The sequence below is a fragment of the Synechococcus sp. 'PEA 65AY6A-5F PE A' genome (genome assembly GCF_047462575.1).
Classification (GTDB): domain Bacteria; phylum Cyanobacteriota; class Cyanobacteriia; order Thermostichales; family Thermostichaceae; genus Thermostichus.
In genome coordinates, this window is the sequence record NZ_JAOALE010000002.1 from 50,619 (window position 1) to 69,828 (window position 19,210).

A 19,210-nucleotide genomic window follows, 5' to 3' on the forward strand; every position below is an offset into this window, starting at 1 on the left:
CCCTCAGGCCAAGGAGACTGAGAACGAGGCAACGGCGTAGGATAGAAGGACGCCCTTTAGCCTGCTCAAGTTGCCGTGGACTACAAAAGTACCCTCAACCTGCCGCAAACCCAGTTTCCCATGCGGGCGGAGGCTGCCAAGAGGGAGCCCGCCATCCAAGCCTTTTGGCAGGAAGAGCAAATCTATCAGCGTCTGTCGGAGAACAATCCTGGGGATCCCTTTGTGCTGCACGATGGGCCGCCCTATGCCAATGGCGACATCCACATGGGCACCACCCTCAACAAGATCCTCAAGGACATCATCAACAAGTACCACCTCCTGCAGGGGCGCAAGGTGCGCTATGTGCCCGGCTGGGATTGCCACGGTCTGCCCATCGAGCTGAAGGTGTTGCAAAGCCTCTCCCCCCAGGAGCGGCAGAGCCTCACCCCCCTACAACTGCGGCAAAAGGCCAGAGAGTACGCCTTGCACTACGTCGACGTGCAGCGGGCCAGTTTTCAGCGGCTGGGGGTATGGGGAGATTGGGATCGGCCCTACCTGACCCTATCGCCGGAGTACGAGGCGGCCCAGATCGAGGTGTTTGGCCAGATGGCCCTTAAAGGCTACATCTACCGCGGCCTCAAGCCCGTCCACTGGAGCCCCAGCTCCCAGACAGCCCTGGCGGAAGCGGAGCTGGAATATCCCGACAACCACATCTCCCCCAGCATCTACGTAGCTTTTCCTCTGCAGAGCCTCAGCCCGGCGGCGCAGCCGATTTTGGAGCCCTTCTTGCCAGGCCTGCGGGCGGCCATCTGGACGACTACCCCGTGGACGATCCCGGCCAACTTGGCTCTCTGTTTCAATCCCAAGCTTACCTATGCGGTGGTGGAGTCTCCCCGCTTCGGCCTACTACTGATTGCCGCCGATTTGCGGCAGCGGCTGGAGAAAGTCCTGGAGACCCCCTTAGAGGTCAAGGCCACCCTGCCGGGATCCGCCCTGGAGTACTGCCAGGGACGCCACCCCCTCTTCGACCGCAGCAGCCTCTGTGTGCTGGGGGACTATGTTACCACCGAGTCCGGCACCGGCATTGTCCACACGGCGCCGGGGCATGGGGAAGAGGACTTCAAGACCGGCCAAAAATACGGCCTGCCCATCCTCAGCCCTGTGGATGAGCAGGGGAGATTCACCGCCGAGGCCGGATCCCAGTTTGTCGGGCTAGATGTGCTCTCCAAAGAACCAGAAACCAGTGGCAACCTAGCTGTCATTAAGGCTTTGCGGGCTGTCGGCGCCCTGCTCAAGGAAGAACCCTACAACCACAAATACCCCTACGACTGGCGCACCAAAGAACCAACCATCTTCCGGGCCACCGAGCAGTGGTTTGCCTCTGTAGCCGGCTTCCGGGAGCTGGCTCTGCAGGCCATCAAAACCGTGAAGTGGATCCCGCCGGAAGGGGAAAACCGCATCACCGCCATGGTCAAGGAGCGCTCCGACTGGTGTATCTCCCGCCAGCGGGCCTGGGGCGTGCCCATCCCCGTCTTTTACGACGAGGAGACCGGCGAGGTGCTGCTCACAGCCGAAACTATCGACCACATCAAGGCCATCTTCGCCCAAGAGGGATCCGACGCCTGGTGGAAGCGCCCGGTGGAAGAGCTGCTGCCGGAGCAGTACCGCCGCCATGGCCGCACCTACCGCAAGGGCACAGACACCATGGATGTCTGGTTTGACTCCGGCTCCTCCTGGGCGGCGGTGGCCCGGGCACGCGGGTTGGGCTACCCCGTGGATCTCTACCTGGAGGGTTCCGACCAGCACCGGGGTTGGTTCCAGTCCAGCTTGCTGACTTCCGTGGCCGTCAACGGCCAGGCCCCTTACAAGGCGGTGCTCACCCACGGCTTTGTGCTGGACGAAAAGGGCCAGAAGATGAGCAAGTCCCTGGGCAACGTCATCGATCCCCTGCTGCTCATCAACGGCGGCAGCAATCCGCAGACGGATCCCGCCTACGGGGCCGATGTGCTGCGGCTGTGGGTCTCCAGCGTCGACTACTCCGGCGATGTGCCGATAGGCAAGACCATTCTGGGGCAGATGGCGGATGTCTACCGCAAGATCCGCAACACGGCCCGCTTTTTGCTGAGCAACCTCTACGACTTCAACCCGGCGCAGGATGCTGTTCCTTTTGAAGCGTTGACGGAGTTGGATCGCTACATCCTGCACCGCCTGCAGGAGGTGGGAGCGGAGATCACCGAATCGTTTGAAAACTACCAGTTCTACCGCTTTTTCCAAGCGGTTCAAAACTTCTGTGTGGTGGATCTCTCCAATTTCTACTTGGATATCGGCAAGGATCGCCTCTACATCAGCCACGCCCGCAGCCTGCGGCGGCGGCAGTGCCAGACGGTGCTGTCGCTGGTGCTGGAGAACTTGGCCAAGGCCATTGCCCCCGTGCTCTCCCACCTAGCCGAAGAGATCTGGAGCTACCTGCCCTACCCCAAGCCCACCCGCTCGGTGTTCGAAGGGGGCTGGATGCGGCTGCCGGAGCAGTGGCGGGATCCCCAGTTGGCCGCCACCTGGGAAAAGCTGCGGGCGGTGCGGCAGGAGGTGAACAAGGCCCTGGAGCAGGCCCGCACCGACAAGGTCATCGGCGCTTCCACCGAGGCCAAACTCATCCTCAAGGTGGCGGATCCCCACCTACATGCCCTGCTGGAGGAGCGGGCAGCCGAGCTGCGCTACCTGTTTATCACTTCCCAAGTCGAGTTGGTCAAGGCCGGCCCTGGAGAGGAGGATCTACAGGTTGCCGTTCAGCCAGCGGAGGGGAAAAAATGCGTGCGCTGCTGGAACTATTCCACCCGGGTGGGCGAGTTTGCCGAACACCCAGAGCTGTGCGAGCGCTGTGTGGCAGCCCTGGCCGGCGAATTTTGAACGTCGGATGGATTGTCGGAATTGTTGGCCTAGGTTGGGTTGGCCTGCAGGATCCCGGCGTCGGCCTCCTCCCGCTCCAGGTTGCGGAAGAGGGGCGTGCTCAGGTAGCGCTCGCCAAAGCTGGGCTGGATCATCACGATCAGCTTGCCGGCGTTTTCCGGTCGCCGCCCCACCTGGATAGCGGCAGCCAGGGCTGCCCCGGTGGAGATGCCGGAGAGGATCCCTTCTTCTTTGGCCAGGCGGCGGCTGTAGACCATGCTCTCCTCGTCATCTACCGCAATTACCTCGTCCAGCAGGTCGCGCCGCAACACCTCCGGCACAAACCCCGCCCCGATGCCCTCGATGCGGTGAAAACCGGGCCGTCCCCCGCTTAGAACCGCGCTTGCCTTGGGCTCGACGGCCACTAGCCGAATGGAAGGTTTCTTACTCTTGAGAAACTCGCCCGCCCCAGTAATGGTGCCGCCAGTGCCCACCCCCGCCACGAGGATATCCACCTGGCCATCGGTGTCCTCCCAGATCTCGGGGCCGGTGGTGCGGGCGTGGATCTGGGGATTGGCGGGGTTGGTGAATTGGCCCAGCATGTAGGCATTGGGGGTGCGGCGCACGATCTCCTCCGCCTTCCAAATGGCCTCTCCCATGCCACCGGCGCTGCTGGCTAGGTGCACCTCTGCCCCGTAGGCCTTCAACAGCAGCCGCCGCTCCAGGCTCATGCTCTCAGGCATGACAATGATGAGCCGGTAGCCCTTGGCCGCTGCCGCCATAGCTAAGCCAATGCCCGTGTTGCCGGAGGTGGGTTCCACCAAAATGGTCTTGCCGGGGGAAATTAAACCGGCTTGCTCAGCTGCCTCGATCATGCTGACGGCAATGCGGTCTTTTACCGAGGCCGCCGGGTTGAAGCTCTCCAGTTTAACCACAATCTCCGCCAGGCATCCCTCCGCCCGCGGGATCCGGTTGAGCCGCACCAACGGCGTGCGACCGATGAGTTGGGTGATGTTGTCGGCAATCCTCATGGGCAGGCAACCTCGAAAAGCGGGGCCTTTGTCCGATGCTAACCCTGCAGCGGGAGACATCCAGCGAAGTTTTGAAAAGACTCCAGCCAAGCCCTCTGGGAAAGCCATGATCTAGAGTGAGATCACACCGGAAGGACAGATCCCCTATGCACCTGAGTGAAATCACTCATCCCAACCAGCTCCGCAACCTAAGCCTCAGCCAGTTGCGCAGCTTAGCTCGCCAGATCCGCGAAAAACACTTGCAAACGGCTGCCAACTCCCCAGTCGGCTGTCACCTAGGGCCAGGGTTGGGGGTGGTGGAGCTGACCTTGGCGCTCTACAAAACCCTCGACCTGGATCGCGACAAGGTTATCTGGGATGTGGGGCACCAAGCCTATGCCCACAAAATGCTCACCGGCAGGTATCACAACTTCCACACCATTCGCCAAAAGGGGGGGATCTCCGGCTACCTAAAGCGCAGCGAAAGCCGCTTCGACCACTTTGGGGCCGGCCACGCCTCCACCAGCATCTCGGCAGCCCTGGGCATGGCCATCGCTCGGGATCGGCGGGGAGAAAACTTCAAGGTGGTGGCCATCATCGGGGATGGCGCCCTGACTGGGGGCATGGCCTATGAAGCCATCAACCACGCCGGGCACCTGCCCAAGACCAACTTGATGGTGATTCTCAACGACAACGGCATGTCGATTTCCCCCAATGTGGGGGCCATCCCGCGCTATTTAAACCGCCTGCGCCTCAGCCCACCGGTGCAGTTTTTGGCCGACAGCCTGGAGGAGCAGCTAAAGAACCTACCTCTAGTTGGCTCCAGCCTCAGCCCGGAAATCGACCGTCTCAAGGAGACGGTGAAGCTGGTTACTGCCGTGCAGAACAACAAGGCCGGCATCATCTTTGAGGAGCTGGGCTTTACCTACGTAGGGCCGGTGGACGGGCACAACCTGGCGGAATTGTTGGATGCTTTTGAGCTGGCCCACGGCATCTCTGGGCCGGTGCTGGTGCACGTGGCTACGGTCAAGGGCAAGGGCTACCCACCGGCAGAGGCTGAGCAGGTAAGCTATCACGCCCAATCCCGCTTCGACCTAGCCACCGGCAAACCCTATCCTCCTACCAAACCCACTCCCCCTAGCTATAGCAAGGTCTTCGGCCACACTCTTTGTAAACTGGCGGAGCGGGATCCCCGCATCATTGGCATCACGGCGGCTATGGACACCGGCACCGGCCTAGACAAGCTCAAAGAAAAACTGCCGGATCAGTTCGTGGATGTGGGGATTGCCGAGCAGCACGCTGTTACTTTGGCTGCTGGCATGGCCTGCGAGGGGATGCGACCGGTGGTGGCCATCTATTCCACCTTCCTGCAGCGGGCCTACGACCAGATCATCCACGATGTCTGCATTCAAAAGCTGCCGGTCTTTTTCTGCTTGGATCGGGCAGGGGTGGTGGGAGCGGACGGCCCCACCCACCAGGGCATGTACGACATTGCCTATCTGCGCTGCATTCCCGAGATGGTGCTGATGGCCCCCAAAGACGAGGCGGAGCTGCAGCGCATGGTGGTGACCGGGATCCAGTACACAAAGGGCCCCATCGCCATGCGTTACCCGCGCGGAGCTGGCGTGGGGGTGCCTCTGGCCGAAGAGGGGTGGGAGCCCATTCCCATCGGCAAAGCAGAGGTGCTGCGCAGCGGCGGCGAGGTCCTGATCCTAGCCTATGGGTCGATGGTGCATCCCAGTTTGCAGGCAGCGGAGATCCTCAAGGAACACGGCATCTCCACGACGGTAGTCAATGCCCGCTTTGCCAAGCCTCTGGATACCGAGCTGATCCTGCCCCTGGCCCAACAGAGCCGCCTGGTGGTGACGGTGGAAGAAGGCTGCCTCATGGGCGGGTTTGGCTCGGCAGTGGGGGAAGCTCTCCTGGATGCCGATATCCGAGTGCCGCTGTTGCGCCTGGGGGTGCCGGATGTGTGGGTGGAGCACGCCACTCCTGAAGAATCGCTGGCGGAACTGGGCCTGAACAGCGTCGGCATTGCCGAGCGCATCCGGGCCAAGGTCGAGGCCCTTCAGGGACAGAGGGCCTCGCAGGCTCAAGCTATTCTGGGCAGCTCCTGAGCCTACTCTTTCCCAAGGCCCATCTGCTGGTTGAACTGCTCGATGGCGGCTTGCTGCAGAGCCTCTGCAACAGGACGGGTGCGCAGGAGGATTTGCACATCCCGCAGCAGGTTCTCCCGCCACAGGTTCTCCCGCAGCACCTCTAGCCGGGCATAGCTGGGATCCAGGCGCATGGCCTTGGCCCCCAGTTCTTCCGCCCGTTCGGTTTCGCCGCGAACGTAGAGGGCCGTAGCCAGGGCTAGGTAGGGCTCTGCCACCGCGTCGTTCATCTCGATGGTGCGTTCCCAGCGCTCGATGGCCGCCTCCAGATCCCCTTGTTCATAGTCCACCAGGCCGATGTTGTTCATGGCCGGCCAATAGGCGGGATCCAACTCCAAGGTTTTCTCATACTCCTGCCGGGCGCGATCCCATTGGTCGAGCATGAGGTAGGCATTGCCCAGTTGAAAGCGGGCGTTGGGGCTATCTGGCTGCAAGGCAACAGCCCGTTCCAGGGTTTCAGCGGCGGCAAAATAGCTGCCCTGCCGCAAGTAAGCAGATCCCAGCGAGTAGAGAATGTCGGCGTCGTCGGGAGCCAGGGCGCGGGCCTTTTGCAGCGCTTGGATGGCTTGGCCATAGTCTCCTAGCTCCAGGTGGACGTTGCCCAAAACGTAGAGCAGCTCGGAAGAGGTGGGCACCATGGCCACCGCCAGTTGCAGGCGGCGCAGCGCCTCTTCCGTCTGGCCAAACTGGGCCAGCCGCAGCGCGTTGGTGGCCAGTTGCAGCCCCTGGGCCTGCATCAACTCCCCATTGGGCAGGGGAACACGCAGCAACACCTGGGCTCGAGCGGGATCCCATTTCCCTCCCCCCAACACCATGGCGAGGCCCAGCGGCAAGGTTAGCAAAAACCGGACAGACAACCGGAATAACAGCGGCGGCATGACACCCACGCAAAAACAGGCCATGCCCATGTTAGCTGCAGCAAGCGGGGATCCTTCCTGCCAGGACTGGTTTCAACCATATTGCTATCCAACGCTGTCGCGAACGTGTCGGCGGCCTCCAACTCCCCCCTCCCTGAGGAAGAGGGGCTGGGGGTAAAGGCAGCGATTGAAACAAACTAGAGGCGTCGCCACCGCCGCCCGGACTGGGCCAGCAGGTCTTCGGCGGCCTTCGGCCCCCAGGTGCCGGCTTCGTAGGTGTACAGCGGCGGCGCAACGCTGCTGCCATTGCCGCCGGGCTGGGCTTCCCAGGCCGATAAAACCGGCGTCACCACCCGCCAGGCGGCTTCCACCTCGTCAGCGCGGGTGAACAGGGTGGGATCCCCCAGCAGGCAGTCCAACAGTAGGCGCTCGTAGGCATCTGGCGTGGTTGACCCAAAGGCTGTCCCGTAGCGAAAATCCATTTCCACCGAGCGGGTGCGGATCTCCGGCCCGGGCATCTTGGCCTCAAAACGCAAGGAGATGCCCTCGTTGGGCTGGATGCGCAGCACCAGGATGTTGGGGCTCACCTCCCGCGCTGCCGAAGGAAAAAGAGATAGCGGCACCTGCTTAAAGTAGATGGCCACCTCGGAGACCTTCTTGGCTAGGCGCTTGCCGGTGCGCAGGTAAAAGGGCACCCCCTGCCACCGCCAGGTGTCGCATTCCAGTTTCAGGGCAACGTAGGTGGGGGTCTGCGAGTTGGGGTTAACATTGGGCTCTTGGCGATAGCCGGGCACCGGCTTGCCGCCAATCCAACCAGGGCCGTACTGGGCCCGCACTGCTGCCGCAGCTACATTGCGAGTGTCCGCCAGGCGGGTGGCCTGCAGCACCTTAGTCTTTTCGTTGCGCACGCCGTCGCTGCGCAAGGAGACGGGCGGCTCCATGGCCGTCAGGCAATAGATCTGCATTAGGTGGTTCTGCACCATGTCCCGCAGGGCGCCGGCAGCGTCGTAGTAGCCGGCCCGATCCTCCACCCCTACCGTTTCCGCTACCGTAATCTGCACATGGTCGATGTAGTTGCGGTTCCAGAGAGGCTCAAAGATGGCGTTGGCAAAGCGGAAGACCAGCAGGTTTTGCACCGTCTCTTTGCCCAGGTAGTGGTCGATGCGGTAGACCTGCTCTTCCTGACAGATGCGCTGCACAAGGCGGTTCAGCTCCTGGGCCGAGGTGAGGTCGTGGCCGAAGGGCTTTTCAATCACCACCCGCGTCCTGGTTGGATCCGCCAGCATCCCCGCTGCCCCCAACTGCTGGAGGGCCTGGGCATAGAAGTCCGGCGCCACCGCCAGATAAAACACCCGGTTGCCGCGGGTGCCCCGCTCTTCTTCCAATTCGCTGAGGAATTGCTTGAGGCGCAGGTAGCCCTCGGCATCGCCAATATCCAGGCGACAGTAAAACAGGCGGCTGGCAAAGTCTTGCCAGAGGGCTTCTGGCCCCAGATCCTGGGGGGCAAATTCTTCCAGGGCCGCCCGCATCTTGTCCCGATAGACCTCGTGGCTCCAGTCGCGCCGGGCCACCCCCACCAGGGTAAACTCCGGCGGCAGCCGTCGCTGCACGAATAGCCGGTAGTAGGCCGGGATCAGCTTGCGGGCGGCCAGATCTCCGGAAGCACCAAACTGCACCAAAATACAAGGATCCGGAATGCGCTCTTGGTTGAGGCCAACGCGCAAGGGGTTTTCAGTCAGGGTTGCCATAGGGTCGGCTCAGCTTGGGTGGGCGGGGTTGGGAAGGGTGGCTAGGGGGTCAACGACCCTTCCAGGCAGCGCAACACTTCTTCCACATTCTTGCGGCTGCCGATAATCAAAGGCACTCGTTGGTGCAGGGATTGGGGCACGATGTCCAGGATGGCCTCGGTGCCGGTGGTGGCTACGCCTCCCGCCTGCTCAGCCAAAAACGCCAGCGGGTTGGCCTCGTACATCAGCCGCAGCTTGCCCTCTGGTTTTTGCCGGGTGCCAGGGTAGAGATACACTCCTCCCTGCAACAGGATGCGGTGAAAATCCGCCACCAGAGCGCCGCTGTAGCGGGCGGTGTAGCCATCGCGGCGGTGGACATAGCGGACATAGTTCTGGATCCCTTCGCTCCACTGACAGAAGTAGCCCTCGTTAAGGCTGTAGACGGAGCCGCGTTCGGGAATGCGAAGGTCGCTCTTGGAGAGGATGAACTCGCCCAAGCTGGGATCCAGGGTAAAACTGTGTACTCCCTTGCCGACGGAATAGACCAGTTGCGTGCTGGGGCCGTAGAGGATGTAGCCGGCGGCCAGTTGGCGACGGCCTGGCTGGAGGAGATCTTGGTTGTCTGCTTCCGGACGATCCTCAAGGGGGTGAAGAACGGAGAAGATAGAGCCGACGCTGAGGTTGGCGTCAATGTTGGAGGATCCATCCAAGGGATCGATCAGCAGGGCCAAGCGGCTGAGGGAGCAGTTTTCCGGCAGGCGGGCCGGCGTTTTCAGCTCTTCTGATACCAGCCGGCACACCAGGCCGGTCTGCTCCAAAGCGCGGATGAAGGCCCGGTTGGCGTAGTCGTCCATCCGCTGCTGCTCTTCCCCCTGCACATTGACGCTGCCGGTTACCCCCAGCGTCCCCTCGATCAGCCCTGCCTGGCTGAGGCGGCGGGCGATCATCTTGCCGGCCAGAGCAATGCGGTTCATCAGGGCGCTGAAGTCTTGGGCCTCAGGGGTAAAGCCGCTAAACTGCTGCAGCACATGCCGGGAGAGGGTAAGCACATCCCGCGCCATCTCGCGCTCGGCGCTGCTGGGCACTACGGGCGGAGAAGAACTGACCACCATAATCGCAGGCTTCCTCAGGATTCTTACTAGCTAGGCTGGCCAATCCCGACAGCGAGAGCCGAGAACTTACAGGGTTGCTTTAGATTTGGCCTGCCGGCAGGGTTCTCGTTCGGCTTGCCTGGCGAAAAACCGAGTAGGATAGGTTCTACTTGTTTTTTTTGAATTGGATCCCAGCGCGGGCTTATTGTCCCGCTCTTTACCTATGATGGCCAACCCTCCTTTTCCGCTGCGCAGCCAAGTGGTCACCCAGGGGGTGCAGCGCTCTCCCAACCGCGCCATGCTCAGGGCCGTGGGCTTCCGTGATGAGGACTTCGGCAAGCCCATCGTCGGCATTGCCAACGCCCACAGCACCATCACTCCCTGCAACATCGGCATCCAAACCCTGGCCGAGCGCGCCGAAGCTGCCCTCAGGGCCGCCGGCTGCATGCCTCAGGTCTTCGGCACCATCACCATCAGCGACGGCATTTCCATGGGTACGGAGGGGATGAAATACTCCTTGGTGTCGCGGGAGGTGATCGCCGATTCTATCGAGACGGTGGTCAACGGCCAGAGCATGGATGGTCTCTTGGCCATCGGCGGCTGCGACAAAAACATGCCGGGGGCGATGATCGCCATGGCCCGTCTCAACGTGCCCGCCATCTTCGTCTACGGCGGCACCATCAAGCCGGGGCATTACAACGGCCGCGACCTCACCATCGTCAGCGCCTTTGAAGCCGTAGGGGAGTACAGCGCTGGCCGCATCTCCGAGGACGAGCTGCTGGCAGTCGAGCGCCATGCTTGTCCCGGTGCTGGATCCTGCGGCGGCATGTACACGGCCAACACCATGTCCAGCGCCTTTGAGGCCATGGGCATGAGCCTGCCCTACTCTTCCACGATGGCGGCAGAGGACGAAGAGAAAGCCGAAAGCGCTGCCCAATCGGCCAAGGTCTTGGCTGAGGCCATCCAAGCCAATATCCGACCCCGGGACATCATCACCCGCCAGAGCATTGAGAACGCCATCTCGGTCATCATGGCGGTAGGGGGATCCACCAACGCCGTGCTCCACTTTTTGGCCATTGCCCACGCAGCAGAAGTGCCCCTGACGCTGGATGACTTCGAGACCATCCGCGCCCGCGTGCCCGTCCTCTGCGACCTCAAGCCTTCAGGCCGGTTTGTTGCCACCGATCTGCACCGGGCCGGCGGGATCCCCCAAGTAATGAAGATCTTGCTCAACCACGGCCTGCTGCACGGCGACTGCCTCACCATCTCCGGCCAGACGATTGCCGAGGTTTTGCGGGACGTGCCCGACGAGCCCAGCCCCGACCAAGAGGTCATCCGCCCCTGGCACAGCCCCCTTTACCCCCAAGGGCACATCGCTATCCTCAAAGGCAACCTCGCGCCCGAAGGGGCGGTGGCCAAGATCAGCGGCGTCAAGACTCCCAAGATCGCGGGGCCGGCGCGAGTCTTCAACTCAGAAGAATCCTGCCTGCAGGCCATCCTCGCCGGCCAAATTCGACCGGGGGACGTAGTGGTGATCCGCTACGAGGGCCCCAAGGGCGGCCCCGGCATGCGGGAGATGCTCTCCCCCACTTCGGCCATCATCGGCGCCGGCCTGGGGGACAGCGTGGGCCTGATTACCGATGGCCGCTTCTCCGGCGGCACCTACGGCATGGTGGTGGGCCATGTGGCCCCTGAGGCCTACGTAGGCGGCCCCATTGCCCTGGTGGAGGAAGGGGATCTCATTACCATCGATGCCCCCGCTCGCCTGTTGCACCTGCATGTTAGTGAGGAAGAGCTGGCCCGCCGCCGCGCCCGCTGGGCTCCGCCCGAGCCCCGCTACAAACGGGGTGTTCTGGCCAAGTACGCCAAGCTGGTCTCCAGCAGCAGCCTGGGGGCGGTGACGGATTTGAACTTGTGGGATTAGGCCCTTCACCCCCGGCCCCTCTCCCTCAGGGAGAGGAGAGGTTTGAGTACGACTCTTGCAGGAACAGAGACAAGAAAGCGGCAGGGATCCCTGCCGCTGGGTTTTATTGGCTGACTGCATCAGCGCCAGTTAGGCACCGATGATGCCGCCGTCATTTTTGGTGATCACCACCACCGCCGAGCGGGGGTAGAGATTGGGGTCGTAGTCTGGCCAGCGGGAATTGACCTTGCCGGCAGCAAAGTCGTCCTCGCTGGTGCTGGCGCCTGGGTGCTGCACGTTGATGAACATGGTGCGCTGATCGGGAGTGGTGACCACACCGGTGATCTCTTGCCCAATCGGCCCGGTCAAGAAGCGGCGAATTTCCCCTGTATCCGGATCGGCAGCCAACATTTGGTTGTTGCCAAAAGGCGCAAACTCCCCTTGGTTGAGATTGCTTTCGCTGGTGTCGGTCTGGATCCAGAGGCGACGGCTGGCATCGAACCACAGCCCATCGGGAGAATTGAAGATGTTGTCTGCGTTGAGAGGCTGCCCTGACAGGGTACGGCTGTCGGCGGAGGGGCCGGCCAAGACAAAGATGTCCCACTCGAAGCGGGTGGACTGGGGACTGCCCATCTCTTTCCAGCGGATGATGTGGCCCCACTGGTTCTTGGGACGGGGGTTGGCGGCGTTCACCTGGTCTGGTTCCCGGCGGCTGTTGTTGGTCAGGGTGAAGTAGACCATGCGGGTCTTGGGATCCACCGCTCCCCATTCGGGCCGATCCATCTTGGTGGCGCCGACGAAATCCGCCGCCGTGCGGGTGTTCACCAACACGTCCGCCTGGCTGGTGAAGCCATTCTCGGGCGTGAGGCCGTTTTGCCCAAACACCAGCGGGATCCACTCCCCTGTGCCGTCTTCGTTGAACTTGGCCACGTAGAGGGTGCCTTTATCCAACAGGTGGCCACCTGCCGTCTCCTTGCGGTAGGGCTCGGCAGAGACGTACTTGTAGATGTACTCGAAGCGGGCATCGTCCCCCATGTAGAGCACAATCGGCTGCCCTTCCACCGGCGGCTGGAACACCACGCCCTCGTGGGCAAAGCGGCCCAGAGCCGTGCGCTTCTTGGGCGTGCTGCTGGGATCAAAGGGATCGATCTCCACCACCCAGCCGAAGGTGTTGGGCTCGTTGCGGTAGTCCTGGGTGGGATCGGCGCCCGTGGGGGTGGCGTTGAAGCGGATGAACTCGTCGGCTTTGTTGCTGGCCAGCTCCCAGCCGTAGCGGGAGGTCTCGGTGCTCACGCCGTAGCGCTTGTGCTCGCGGGGCAGGTTGGGCTTTTGATCCGGCCCTTTGCTGGTGTTGGTGAAGTAGCCGGCCCAGTTTTCTTCGCAGGTGAGGTAGGTGTTCCAGGGGGTAACGCCGTGGGCGCAGTTGTTCAAGGTGCCCCGCGTCATCGTGCCATCGGGGCTGAACTTGGTCTTGACGAAGTCAGATCCCCGCACAGGCCCGTGGATCTCCATGAGGGTGAGGCCGGTAATGCGGCGGTTGAGGCGATCCCGCACCACAGTCCAGTTGCCGTCCCCCTGCTGCTTGATGTGGACAATGCTCACCCCGTGGGCGTTCAGCTCTTTGAGTACTTGATCGGGATCGCGGCTGCCGTCGGGATTGACCGGATAGTCCTCGTCGTCAAACTTTTGCCCCTTGGCGGCAGCGTGCATGAAGCGCGGCTCCACATACTCGTGGTTGAACACCAACAAGCCCTCATCAGAGCGGCCCTGCCAGGGATCCTTCCCATCAATGGGGAAGAAGTGCATGCCGTCGTGGTGGCTGCCCACCTGCATCCCTTGCTCGGCGCCGGTGTTTTCCAGCTTGAACTGTGGGTAGGTGCCGGTGATGGGGGTACCCCAGGCCAGCAGCGGTCGAGCCGTGTAGCCTTCGGGCACCACCACTTTGTCTTCTGCACTCACGGGGATCGCCTTGAAGCCCAGCAAGGAGCTGCCGCTGGCCGCTTTGGCAGATTTGGAAGCGCCGTTTAGCGCCGGCAGGCCGAAAAAGGTGGCCACTGCCGCCGCAATGCCGCCCTGCAGCACTTGGCGCCGCTGCAGGCGGGTTTCCAGAATGCTGCTGAAGGTAGGGTTGGGCGAATGATTGCACAGAGGCTCGTCCCCATGACGGAGCCGGGGGCCATGCGGATTGCTATTCACTTTGGTTCTCCTCTTCTCTTGTCTTGTCGGTCTTCTAGAAGCTAGATGTTTTACAAAAAACATCTATTCCCCGCGTGACTGTTTTCACGCATAAGGATAGGCACTACAAAACTAGTGGCTCGAAGTTAAGGAGAGACCAAGCCCAGGTTAAGCCTTGCCGATTTGGAGAATTTCTTTAGATCGACGTAACAATTTTTTTTAACGATTTGTTGCGATGAGGCAGGGCATTGCTGCGGCTGCCTGTCAGGATCTTTCTCGTAGCCTGGAGAACAGATACACCCCATCGCGATGGTAGAGAAGTCGAAATGAGGTTTCGTTTTGTAAAGCGGCAATCAGGGTCTGGGAGAACTCTGGGCTGCTGCGCCACCCCGGATGGCGGCTGTTGAGCAAGACATAATCAAAGGGATCCCATTGGTCGGGAGGGGATCCCTTAAAGCGGCTCTCGTCGGTAAAGTAAATAACCCGCCGATGGGTGAGGTGGGGGCTGATCTCATGGGTGGTGAGAACGCCCCCTGAGGTGGCGATCTGGGCAAGGGCCTCACGAGTGGCCTGCCAAGTGTCGAGAAACTGGAGATAGAGGGAGCCGAAAAAGGTATACTTGGCCAAAGCCAAAAAAGCCAGCAAAGACCAGATCAGGGCTGTTTTGTTTACTTTCGCAGAAGAGGCGGGAGGGTTGGTCGTCTTCCCGTTTTCGATAACAGCTAGAAATAGAAAAGGAACAACAGGCAGCGCGTACTGGTGCACCAGGTCCCGATAAGCAGGATTGCTAGAAAGGATATTCAGCCCCAAAGTTGGCAGGGCAGGGATCCAGGGATCCCAGTGGCGCCAAGAGAGGCCCCAAGCCACAGGGATGACTAACAAAAATCCATAGAATAGGGTGTCGAGAGAGAAGACCTTGCCCAGGACTAATGTTGGCTTGAGAACCAAGTTTTGGATAATTTCAGGAACAGAACTGCCCAAATAGCTATAGTGAGAAACGGCTGCCGGCTCGCTGCCACTGAAGTGAGGAATAATCCAAAAAGTAGCCACGCCAAACCAAGCCGACCCTGCCGCTATGGCAAGCCAGCCGGCCACTTGGCAGCGCCGTTGCCAGCGCTTGTCAATCCGCCGGCTTTCCCAGATCAAAAGCCAAACTCCCAGGGCAGCGACATTGAGAGACAATGCCGCCTTACAGCCGAGGATGCCGCCTAGGCACAGCAAAAACCCCCACAGCTTGCCAGAGCGAACACAGAGTATAGCGGCCAAAAAAAGGGGAACGGCCAACACTTCTGGATGAAAATCAAAAAGGTTGGCGTTGAAGATGGCTGGGTAGAGAAGATAGGCGGCGGCAATTGTTCTCGCCCTGCCAGAATCAATCTCGGCCTGGAGCGCCAGATGGTAAACGGCCAGCGCTCCCAGCGTTAGTGCCAGAGCTTGGATGCCAAACAGCCAATATACAGAGGGAACAATGCGATACAAGAGACTGAGAGGATACAAGATAAAAGCTGCGTGATCCCCAAGAATGTGGATCCCGCGAATAGTAGAAAAAGGAACCTCGCCACGGCTGATTAAATAAACAGCTTGGTCGAAAATACCGAGATCATACCCTCCCGACTGAAACAAGTGGTGCCGCACAACGCTGCAGCCTAAAAGAACAAAGAAGGCTCCAACCAGCGTTGCCAAGAAAGACTTGGACAGAGGATGTTCCTTCATTGCCGCCTACAACTTGTTTAGCGTAGAATCCAAGCTCTGCCAGCTAGCAGTAAGACCGCAAGCCAGCTCAAAGACAGCCCCTTTTTCTCTGGCAAGAGAGGCTCGAATCCGGCTAGCTGGAAAAATTGCAGGAAGGAGGGATCCCTACCCAAGCAAGGCAAGAGGCTGGGGGTGGGCCCCCGCGGGGAGAACGCCCAAAGCCTTGAGAAGGTCTAAAGTTTTGGGATCTTTCCACTTTTCCTTTCTAGGATACGGGCAGACTCTCCAGAGCCACTGGGTGGGGAATTTTGCATGAGTGACGCCATCCGCTACGACCTGCTTTTGGTGGGGGGGAGCTCCTCCAACCTGATCCTGGCCCATCGCCTTTTGGATCTGGCCAAGCTCTCGGGGCTCAAGCTCTCCATCGCCCTTTTGGAAAAAGCCCGGCAATTCGGCGGGCACATCATCAGTGGTGCCATCTGCAATCCCCAGGTAATCGCCAGGCTTTTCCCGGATTTTGAGAGCCAAGGATTTCCCCACGAGGGGCGGGTGGAGGTGAGCCACCTGAGCATATTGGGATCCCAGGAACGGTGGGACTTGCCAGAGGCAGTGATCCCAAAGGGGTTGCGCAAACAGGGGCAGCTCATCCTCACCCTCAGCCATGTCATTCGCTGGCTAGCCGAAACCCTACAAGAAAAGGCTAAAGGGATCCCCAACGTCACCCTGGACGTATTCCCTGGCTTTGCCGCCCATGAGATCCTCTATGAGGGGAAGCGAGTCATTGGGGTGCGGGTGAGCGACTCCGGCCAGGTTTATGAAGACTGTGTCTTTGCCGAGCTCACTTGTTTTGGCGACAAGGGGTTTATCTCTAAGGACCTGATCGAAAGATTTCACCTGCGCCCCCGCCCGCAACTGTGGTCAGTGGGGGTCAAGGAGCTGTGGCAGATTCCTGGCTCACTGCAGGGGCAGGTGTGGCATACCCTGGGCTACCCGGTTTTGGATGGCAGCTTCAGCGGCGGCTTTGTCTACGGCCTCAAAGATAACCGCCTGGCCCTGGGCTTGATCATCGGCCTCGACAGCAAAAACCCCAACCTCAACCCGCAGCAGCGCCTGCAGGAGTTCAAGGCCCACCCCTGGATCCAGTCCCTCATTGCCGGCGGCAAGTTGCTCAAATATGGGGCTGCCGTCATTCCTGAGGGGGGCTACTACAGCTTGCCCAGCCGCTTTGGCGTCGAAGGGGCTTTGCTTTTGGGCGATGCCCTGGGGGTGCTGGATGTGGGCAGCCTGGCCGGGATCAACAACGCCATGGAGACCGGCTACCTAGCAGCGGGCCTCATTCACGACGGCTTCTTGAAAGGAGATCTGCGGATCCAAGAGGCCTACCAAAAGGCGGTGATGGAGAGCTCCGTTGGCCAAGATCTCTACCGTAGCCGCTACTTCCGGGAGGCCTTTTTGGAAAACTCCCGTCTGCTGGAAGCGTACCTGCCCCAGATCTGCCGCAGCGTGGATGCCGGCCACCCTTGGCTGGGATCCCTGCGCTGGGGCCTCCAGGATCCCGTGCGTCGCGGCAGGGAACTCCTGCGTGCCTATACCCTGCTGACGGGACGGGTCAGCGCCAGCGAGCCACCCCCACGGGGATATGTGGCCCCCCATGCCGCCATCCAGGCGGACTTTGTGGCCCCCAGCGTTGTGGATCCCGAAACATTGACCACGCGAGCGGGCTATTTCTCGCGATCCGATGCCGTCTTTTTTGCGGATCCCCGCTACCCCGAAGGCAACCGGCACATCCTCGAGTTCAGCGCCGAGATCTGCCGCCAGTGCATTGCCACCTACGACAAGCTCAACCGCCCCACCCCCTGCGTGGCCGATTGCACCGCGGAAGTCCACCACATCCGCGAGCAAAACGGCATCCGCTCCCACGCCATGTCGCTGGAAAACTGCATCCAGTGCCGCACCTGCGAGATCGTCTGCCCCCACTTAAACCTGCGGGTTAACCCCAGCTACGAGGGATCCGGCCCCGACTTTTATGGGCTCTAGCCGAGCTGTGGCCAGCGAAATAGGGGCTCAGCCTTGCTGGCATTATTGACGTTCTCTCCAGGGCCCCCCGTAGACGGGGGGTTGGGGAGGACGCCATAACCCCAACTACTGGGCCAAGCCGAGATACTTGCGTCGGATATTGCTCGAACCAATACCGTGGATCGAAATCCGCAGGCGCTCGTGACATCATCATAAAGTCGAGATAAGGCGGCTTATCCCCAGGGCTAAAGTCCGGGGCTTGCGCCGCCCGACCTTTGGTTACAGCTAGAGTTGCAGGGAGCAAGGCCGTTGAATTCCGCCCCGCTGATCCCACCCGCCCCCAGTCCTGAGTTGAGCCGCGAGCAATCTTGTGAGCTCTTGCGCGGCCAGCTCAGCTTGGCCTTAAAGGAAAACAACTTGGAACAGGCCAAATCTCTCCTGCTGCCGGTGCAGCCGGTGGACATTGCCGAGGTCATTGGGGAGTTGCCGGAGGCGCAGCAGGCTCTGGCCTTTCGCTTGCTGCCCAAGGATCTGGCTATCCGCGTTTACGAACACCTGGACATAGAGCTGCAACAGACGCTGCTGCGCGAGTTCAGAAGCCAAGAGATCCAGGACATCCTGGACAAGATGTCGCCGGACGACCGGGCCCGCCTCTTCGACGAACTGCCGGCCAAGGTGGTTGCCGAACTGCTGCCGCAGCTCAGCCCCGAAGAGCGGGAAGCCACAGCCTTGCTGCTGGGCTATGCCCCCAACACCGCGGGGCGGATCATGACTCCGGAATACATTTCCCTGCGAGAGAACCTGACCGCAGCCGAGGCGCTGGAGCGGGTGCGCCTCTTGGCCCGCGAAACCGAGACCATCTACTACCTCTACGTCACCGACCAAGAGCGACACCTGACGGGAACCCTGTCCTTGCGGGAGTTGGTGATGGCCGACCCGGCCCAGCGGCTGGAGGAGGTGATGAACCGGGAGGTGGTGTTTGTCAGCACCCACACCGACCAAGAAGAAGTGGCGCGGGTCATCCAGCGGTACGACCTGTTGGCGGTGCCGGTGGTGGATGCCGAGCGGCGACTGGTGGGGATCGTTACGGTAGATGATGTACTGGACATCCTGGAGCAAGAGGCCACCGAAGACATCTACTCCTTGGGGGGGTTGCAGTCTGGAGAAGAGGACTATTTCGACCTCAGCTTTTGGCAGGCGGCCCGCAAGCGGGTGGTGTGGCTGCTGATTTTGCTGTTTACCAACACCTTTACCAGCACGATTATTGCCGGTCAGGAAGAGGTCTTAAGCCAGGTGATTGCCCTGGCGGCTTTTATCCCCCTGTTGGTGGATAGCGGCGGCAACGTCGGCTCCCAGTCTTCGACGGTGGTGATTCGCGGCCTGAGCACGGCGACGGTGCGCCTCAAGGACGGGTTTGGGGTGCTGGCCCGGGAAGCGGCGGTGGGAGCCATGCTGGGGATCATGCTCAGCTTGATCACCATCGGCTGGGCCTATGCCCTGCAGCGGGATCTCTTGGTGGCGATCAGCGTCGGGCTGAGCCTATTTGGGATTTCTGTTCTCTCTTCGGTGTCGGGGGCGGGGCTGCCCTTTTTGTTCCGCTCCTTCGGCTTCGATCCCGCTTTGATGGCTAACCCCTTCATCACCACGATTGTGGATGTGCTAGGGGTGTTGATCTACTTCTCCGTTGCCCGCTTAATCCTGGGAATCTAGCCCCGGCT

General features: G+C 61.0%; 11 protein-coding genes. 5 read left to right on the plus strand and 6 right to left on the minus strand.

Annotation, left to right across the window (positions count from 1 at the left end):
* Positions 1-120 precede the first annotated feature (120 nt).
* Positions 121-2,886: an isoleucine--tRNA ligase gene (ileS, locus tag GG26_RS01065; protein WP_414388576.1), complete on the plus strand. Its 2,766-nt coding sequence runs from the start codon at positions 121-123 to the stop codon at positions 2,884-2,886.
* 29 nt (positions 2,887-2,915) lie between these two features.
* Here ileS and cysK read toward each other — a convergent pair whose 3' ends face one another.
* Positions 2,916-3,896, minus strand: a complete 981-nt coding sequence (gene cysK, locus GG26_RS01070) for a cysteine synthase A (RefSeq protein WP_414388478.1) — start codon at positions 3,894-3,896, stop codon at positions 2,916-2,918.
* A gap of 146 nt (positions 3,897-4,042) precedes the next feature.
* Between cysK and dxs the strand changes: the two genes are divergently transcribed.
* Entirely contained in the window at positions 4,043-5,992 is a 1,950-nt protein-coding gene (gene dxs / locus GG26_RS01075) for a 1-deoxy-D-xylulose-5-phosphate synthase (RefSeq protein ID WP_011430533.1), read from the plus strand.
* Positions 5,993-5,994: 2 nt separating this feature from the next.
* Here dxs and GG26_RS01080 read toward each other — a convergent pair whose 3' ends face one another.
* From GG26_RS01080 to fbp, 3 genes are all read right to left on the minus strand, one after another.
* Positions 5,995-6,909: a tetratricopeptide repeat protein gene (locus tag GG26_RS01080; protein WP_414388482.1), complete on the minus strand. Its 915-nt coding sequence runs from the start codon at positions 6,907-6,909 to the stop codon at positions 5,995-5,997.
* Positions 6,910-7,085: 176 nt separating this feature from the next.
* Positions 7,086-8,636 carry a glucose-6-phosphate dehydrogenase gene (gene zwf / locus GG26_RS01085; protein ID WP_414388485.1) on the minus strand — a complete coding sequence of 517 codons (1,551 nt, stop codon included), beginning with the start codon at positions 8,634-8,636 and terminating at the stop codon, positions 7,086-7,088.
* A gap of 41 nt (positions 8,637-8,677) precedes the next feature.
* Entirely contained in the window at positions 8,678-9,676 is a 999-nt protein-coding gene (gene fbp, locus GG26_RS01090; protein ID WP_011430530.1) for a class 1 fructose-bisphosphatase, read from the minus strand.
* A 256-nt stretch (positions 9,677-9,932) separates the two neighbouring features.
* On the opposite strand from fbp, the gene ilvD reads away from it, so the two are divergent.
* Entirely contained in the window at positions 9,933-11,630 is a 1,698-nt protein-coding gene (gene ilvD / locus GG26_RS01095) for a dihydroxy-acid dehydratase (protein ID WP_011430529.1), read from the plus strand.
* 129 nt (positions 11,631-11,759) lie between these two features.
* On the opposite strand, the gene GG26_RS01100 is transcribed toward ilvD, so the two are convergent.
* Together GG26_RS01100 and GG26_RS01105 are read right to left on the minus strand one after the other, a co-directional pair.
* Positions 11,760-13,805, minus strand: coding sequence for a PhoX family protein (locus GG26_RS01100; RefSeq protein WP_414388488.1), 2,046 nt, complete (start codon positions 13,803-13,805; stop codon positions 11,760-11,762).
* 243 nt (positions 13,806-14,048) lie between these two features.
* Complete coding sequence (locus GG26_RS01105; protein ID WP_414388490.1) at positions 14,049-15,419, minus strand: DUF2079 domain-containing protein; 1,371 nt, start codon at positions 15,417-15,419, stop codon at positions 14,049-14,051.
* Between the two features lie 369 nt (positions 15,420-15,788).
* Here GG26_RS01105 and GG26_RS01110 point away from each other — a divergent pair, with 369 nt between their 5' ends.
* Both GG26_RS01110 and mgtE read left to right on the plus strand, forming a co-directional pair.
* Positions 15,789-17,513 (plus strand): electron transfer flavoprotein, encoded by a 1,725-nt coding sequence (locus tag GG26_RS01110; RefSeq protein WP_414388492.1) that lies wholly within the window; start codon positions 15,789-15,791, stop codon positions 17,511-17,513.
* 288 nt (positions 17,514-17,801) lie between these two features.
* Positions 17,802-19,202 carry a magnesium transporter gene (gene mgtE / locus GG26_RS01115; protein WP_414388495.1) on the plus strand — a complete coding sequence of 467 codons (1,401 nt, stop codon included), beginning with the start codon at positions 17,802-17,804 and terminating at the stop codon, positions 19,200-19,202.
* The last annotated feature ends 8 nt before the right edge of the window (positions 19,203-19,210 follow it).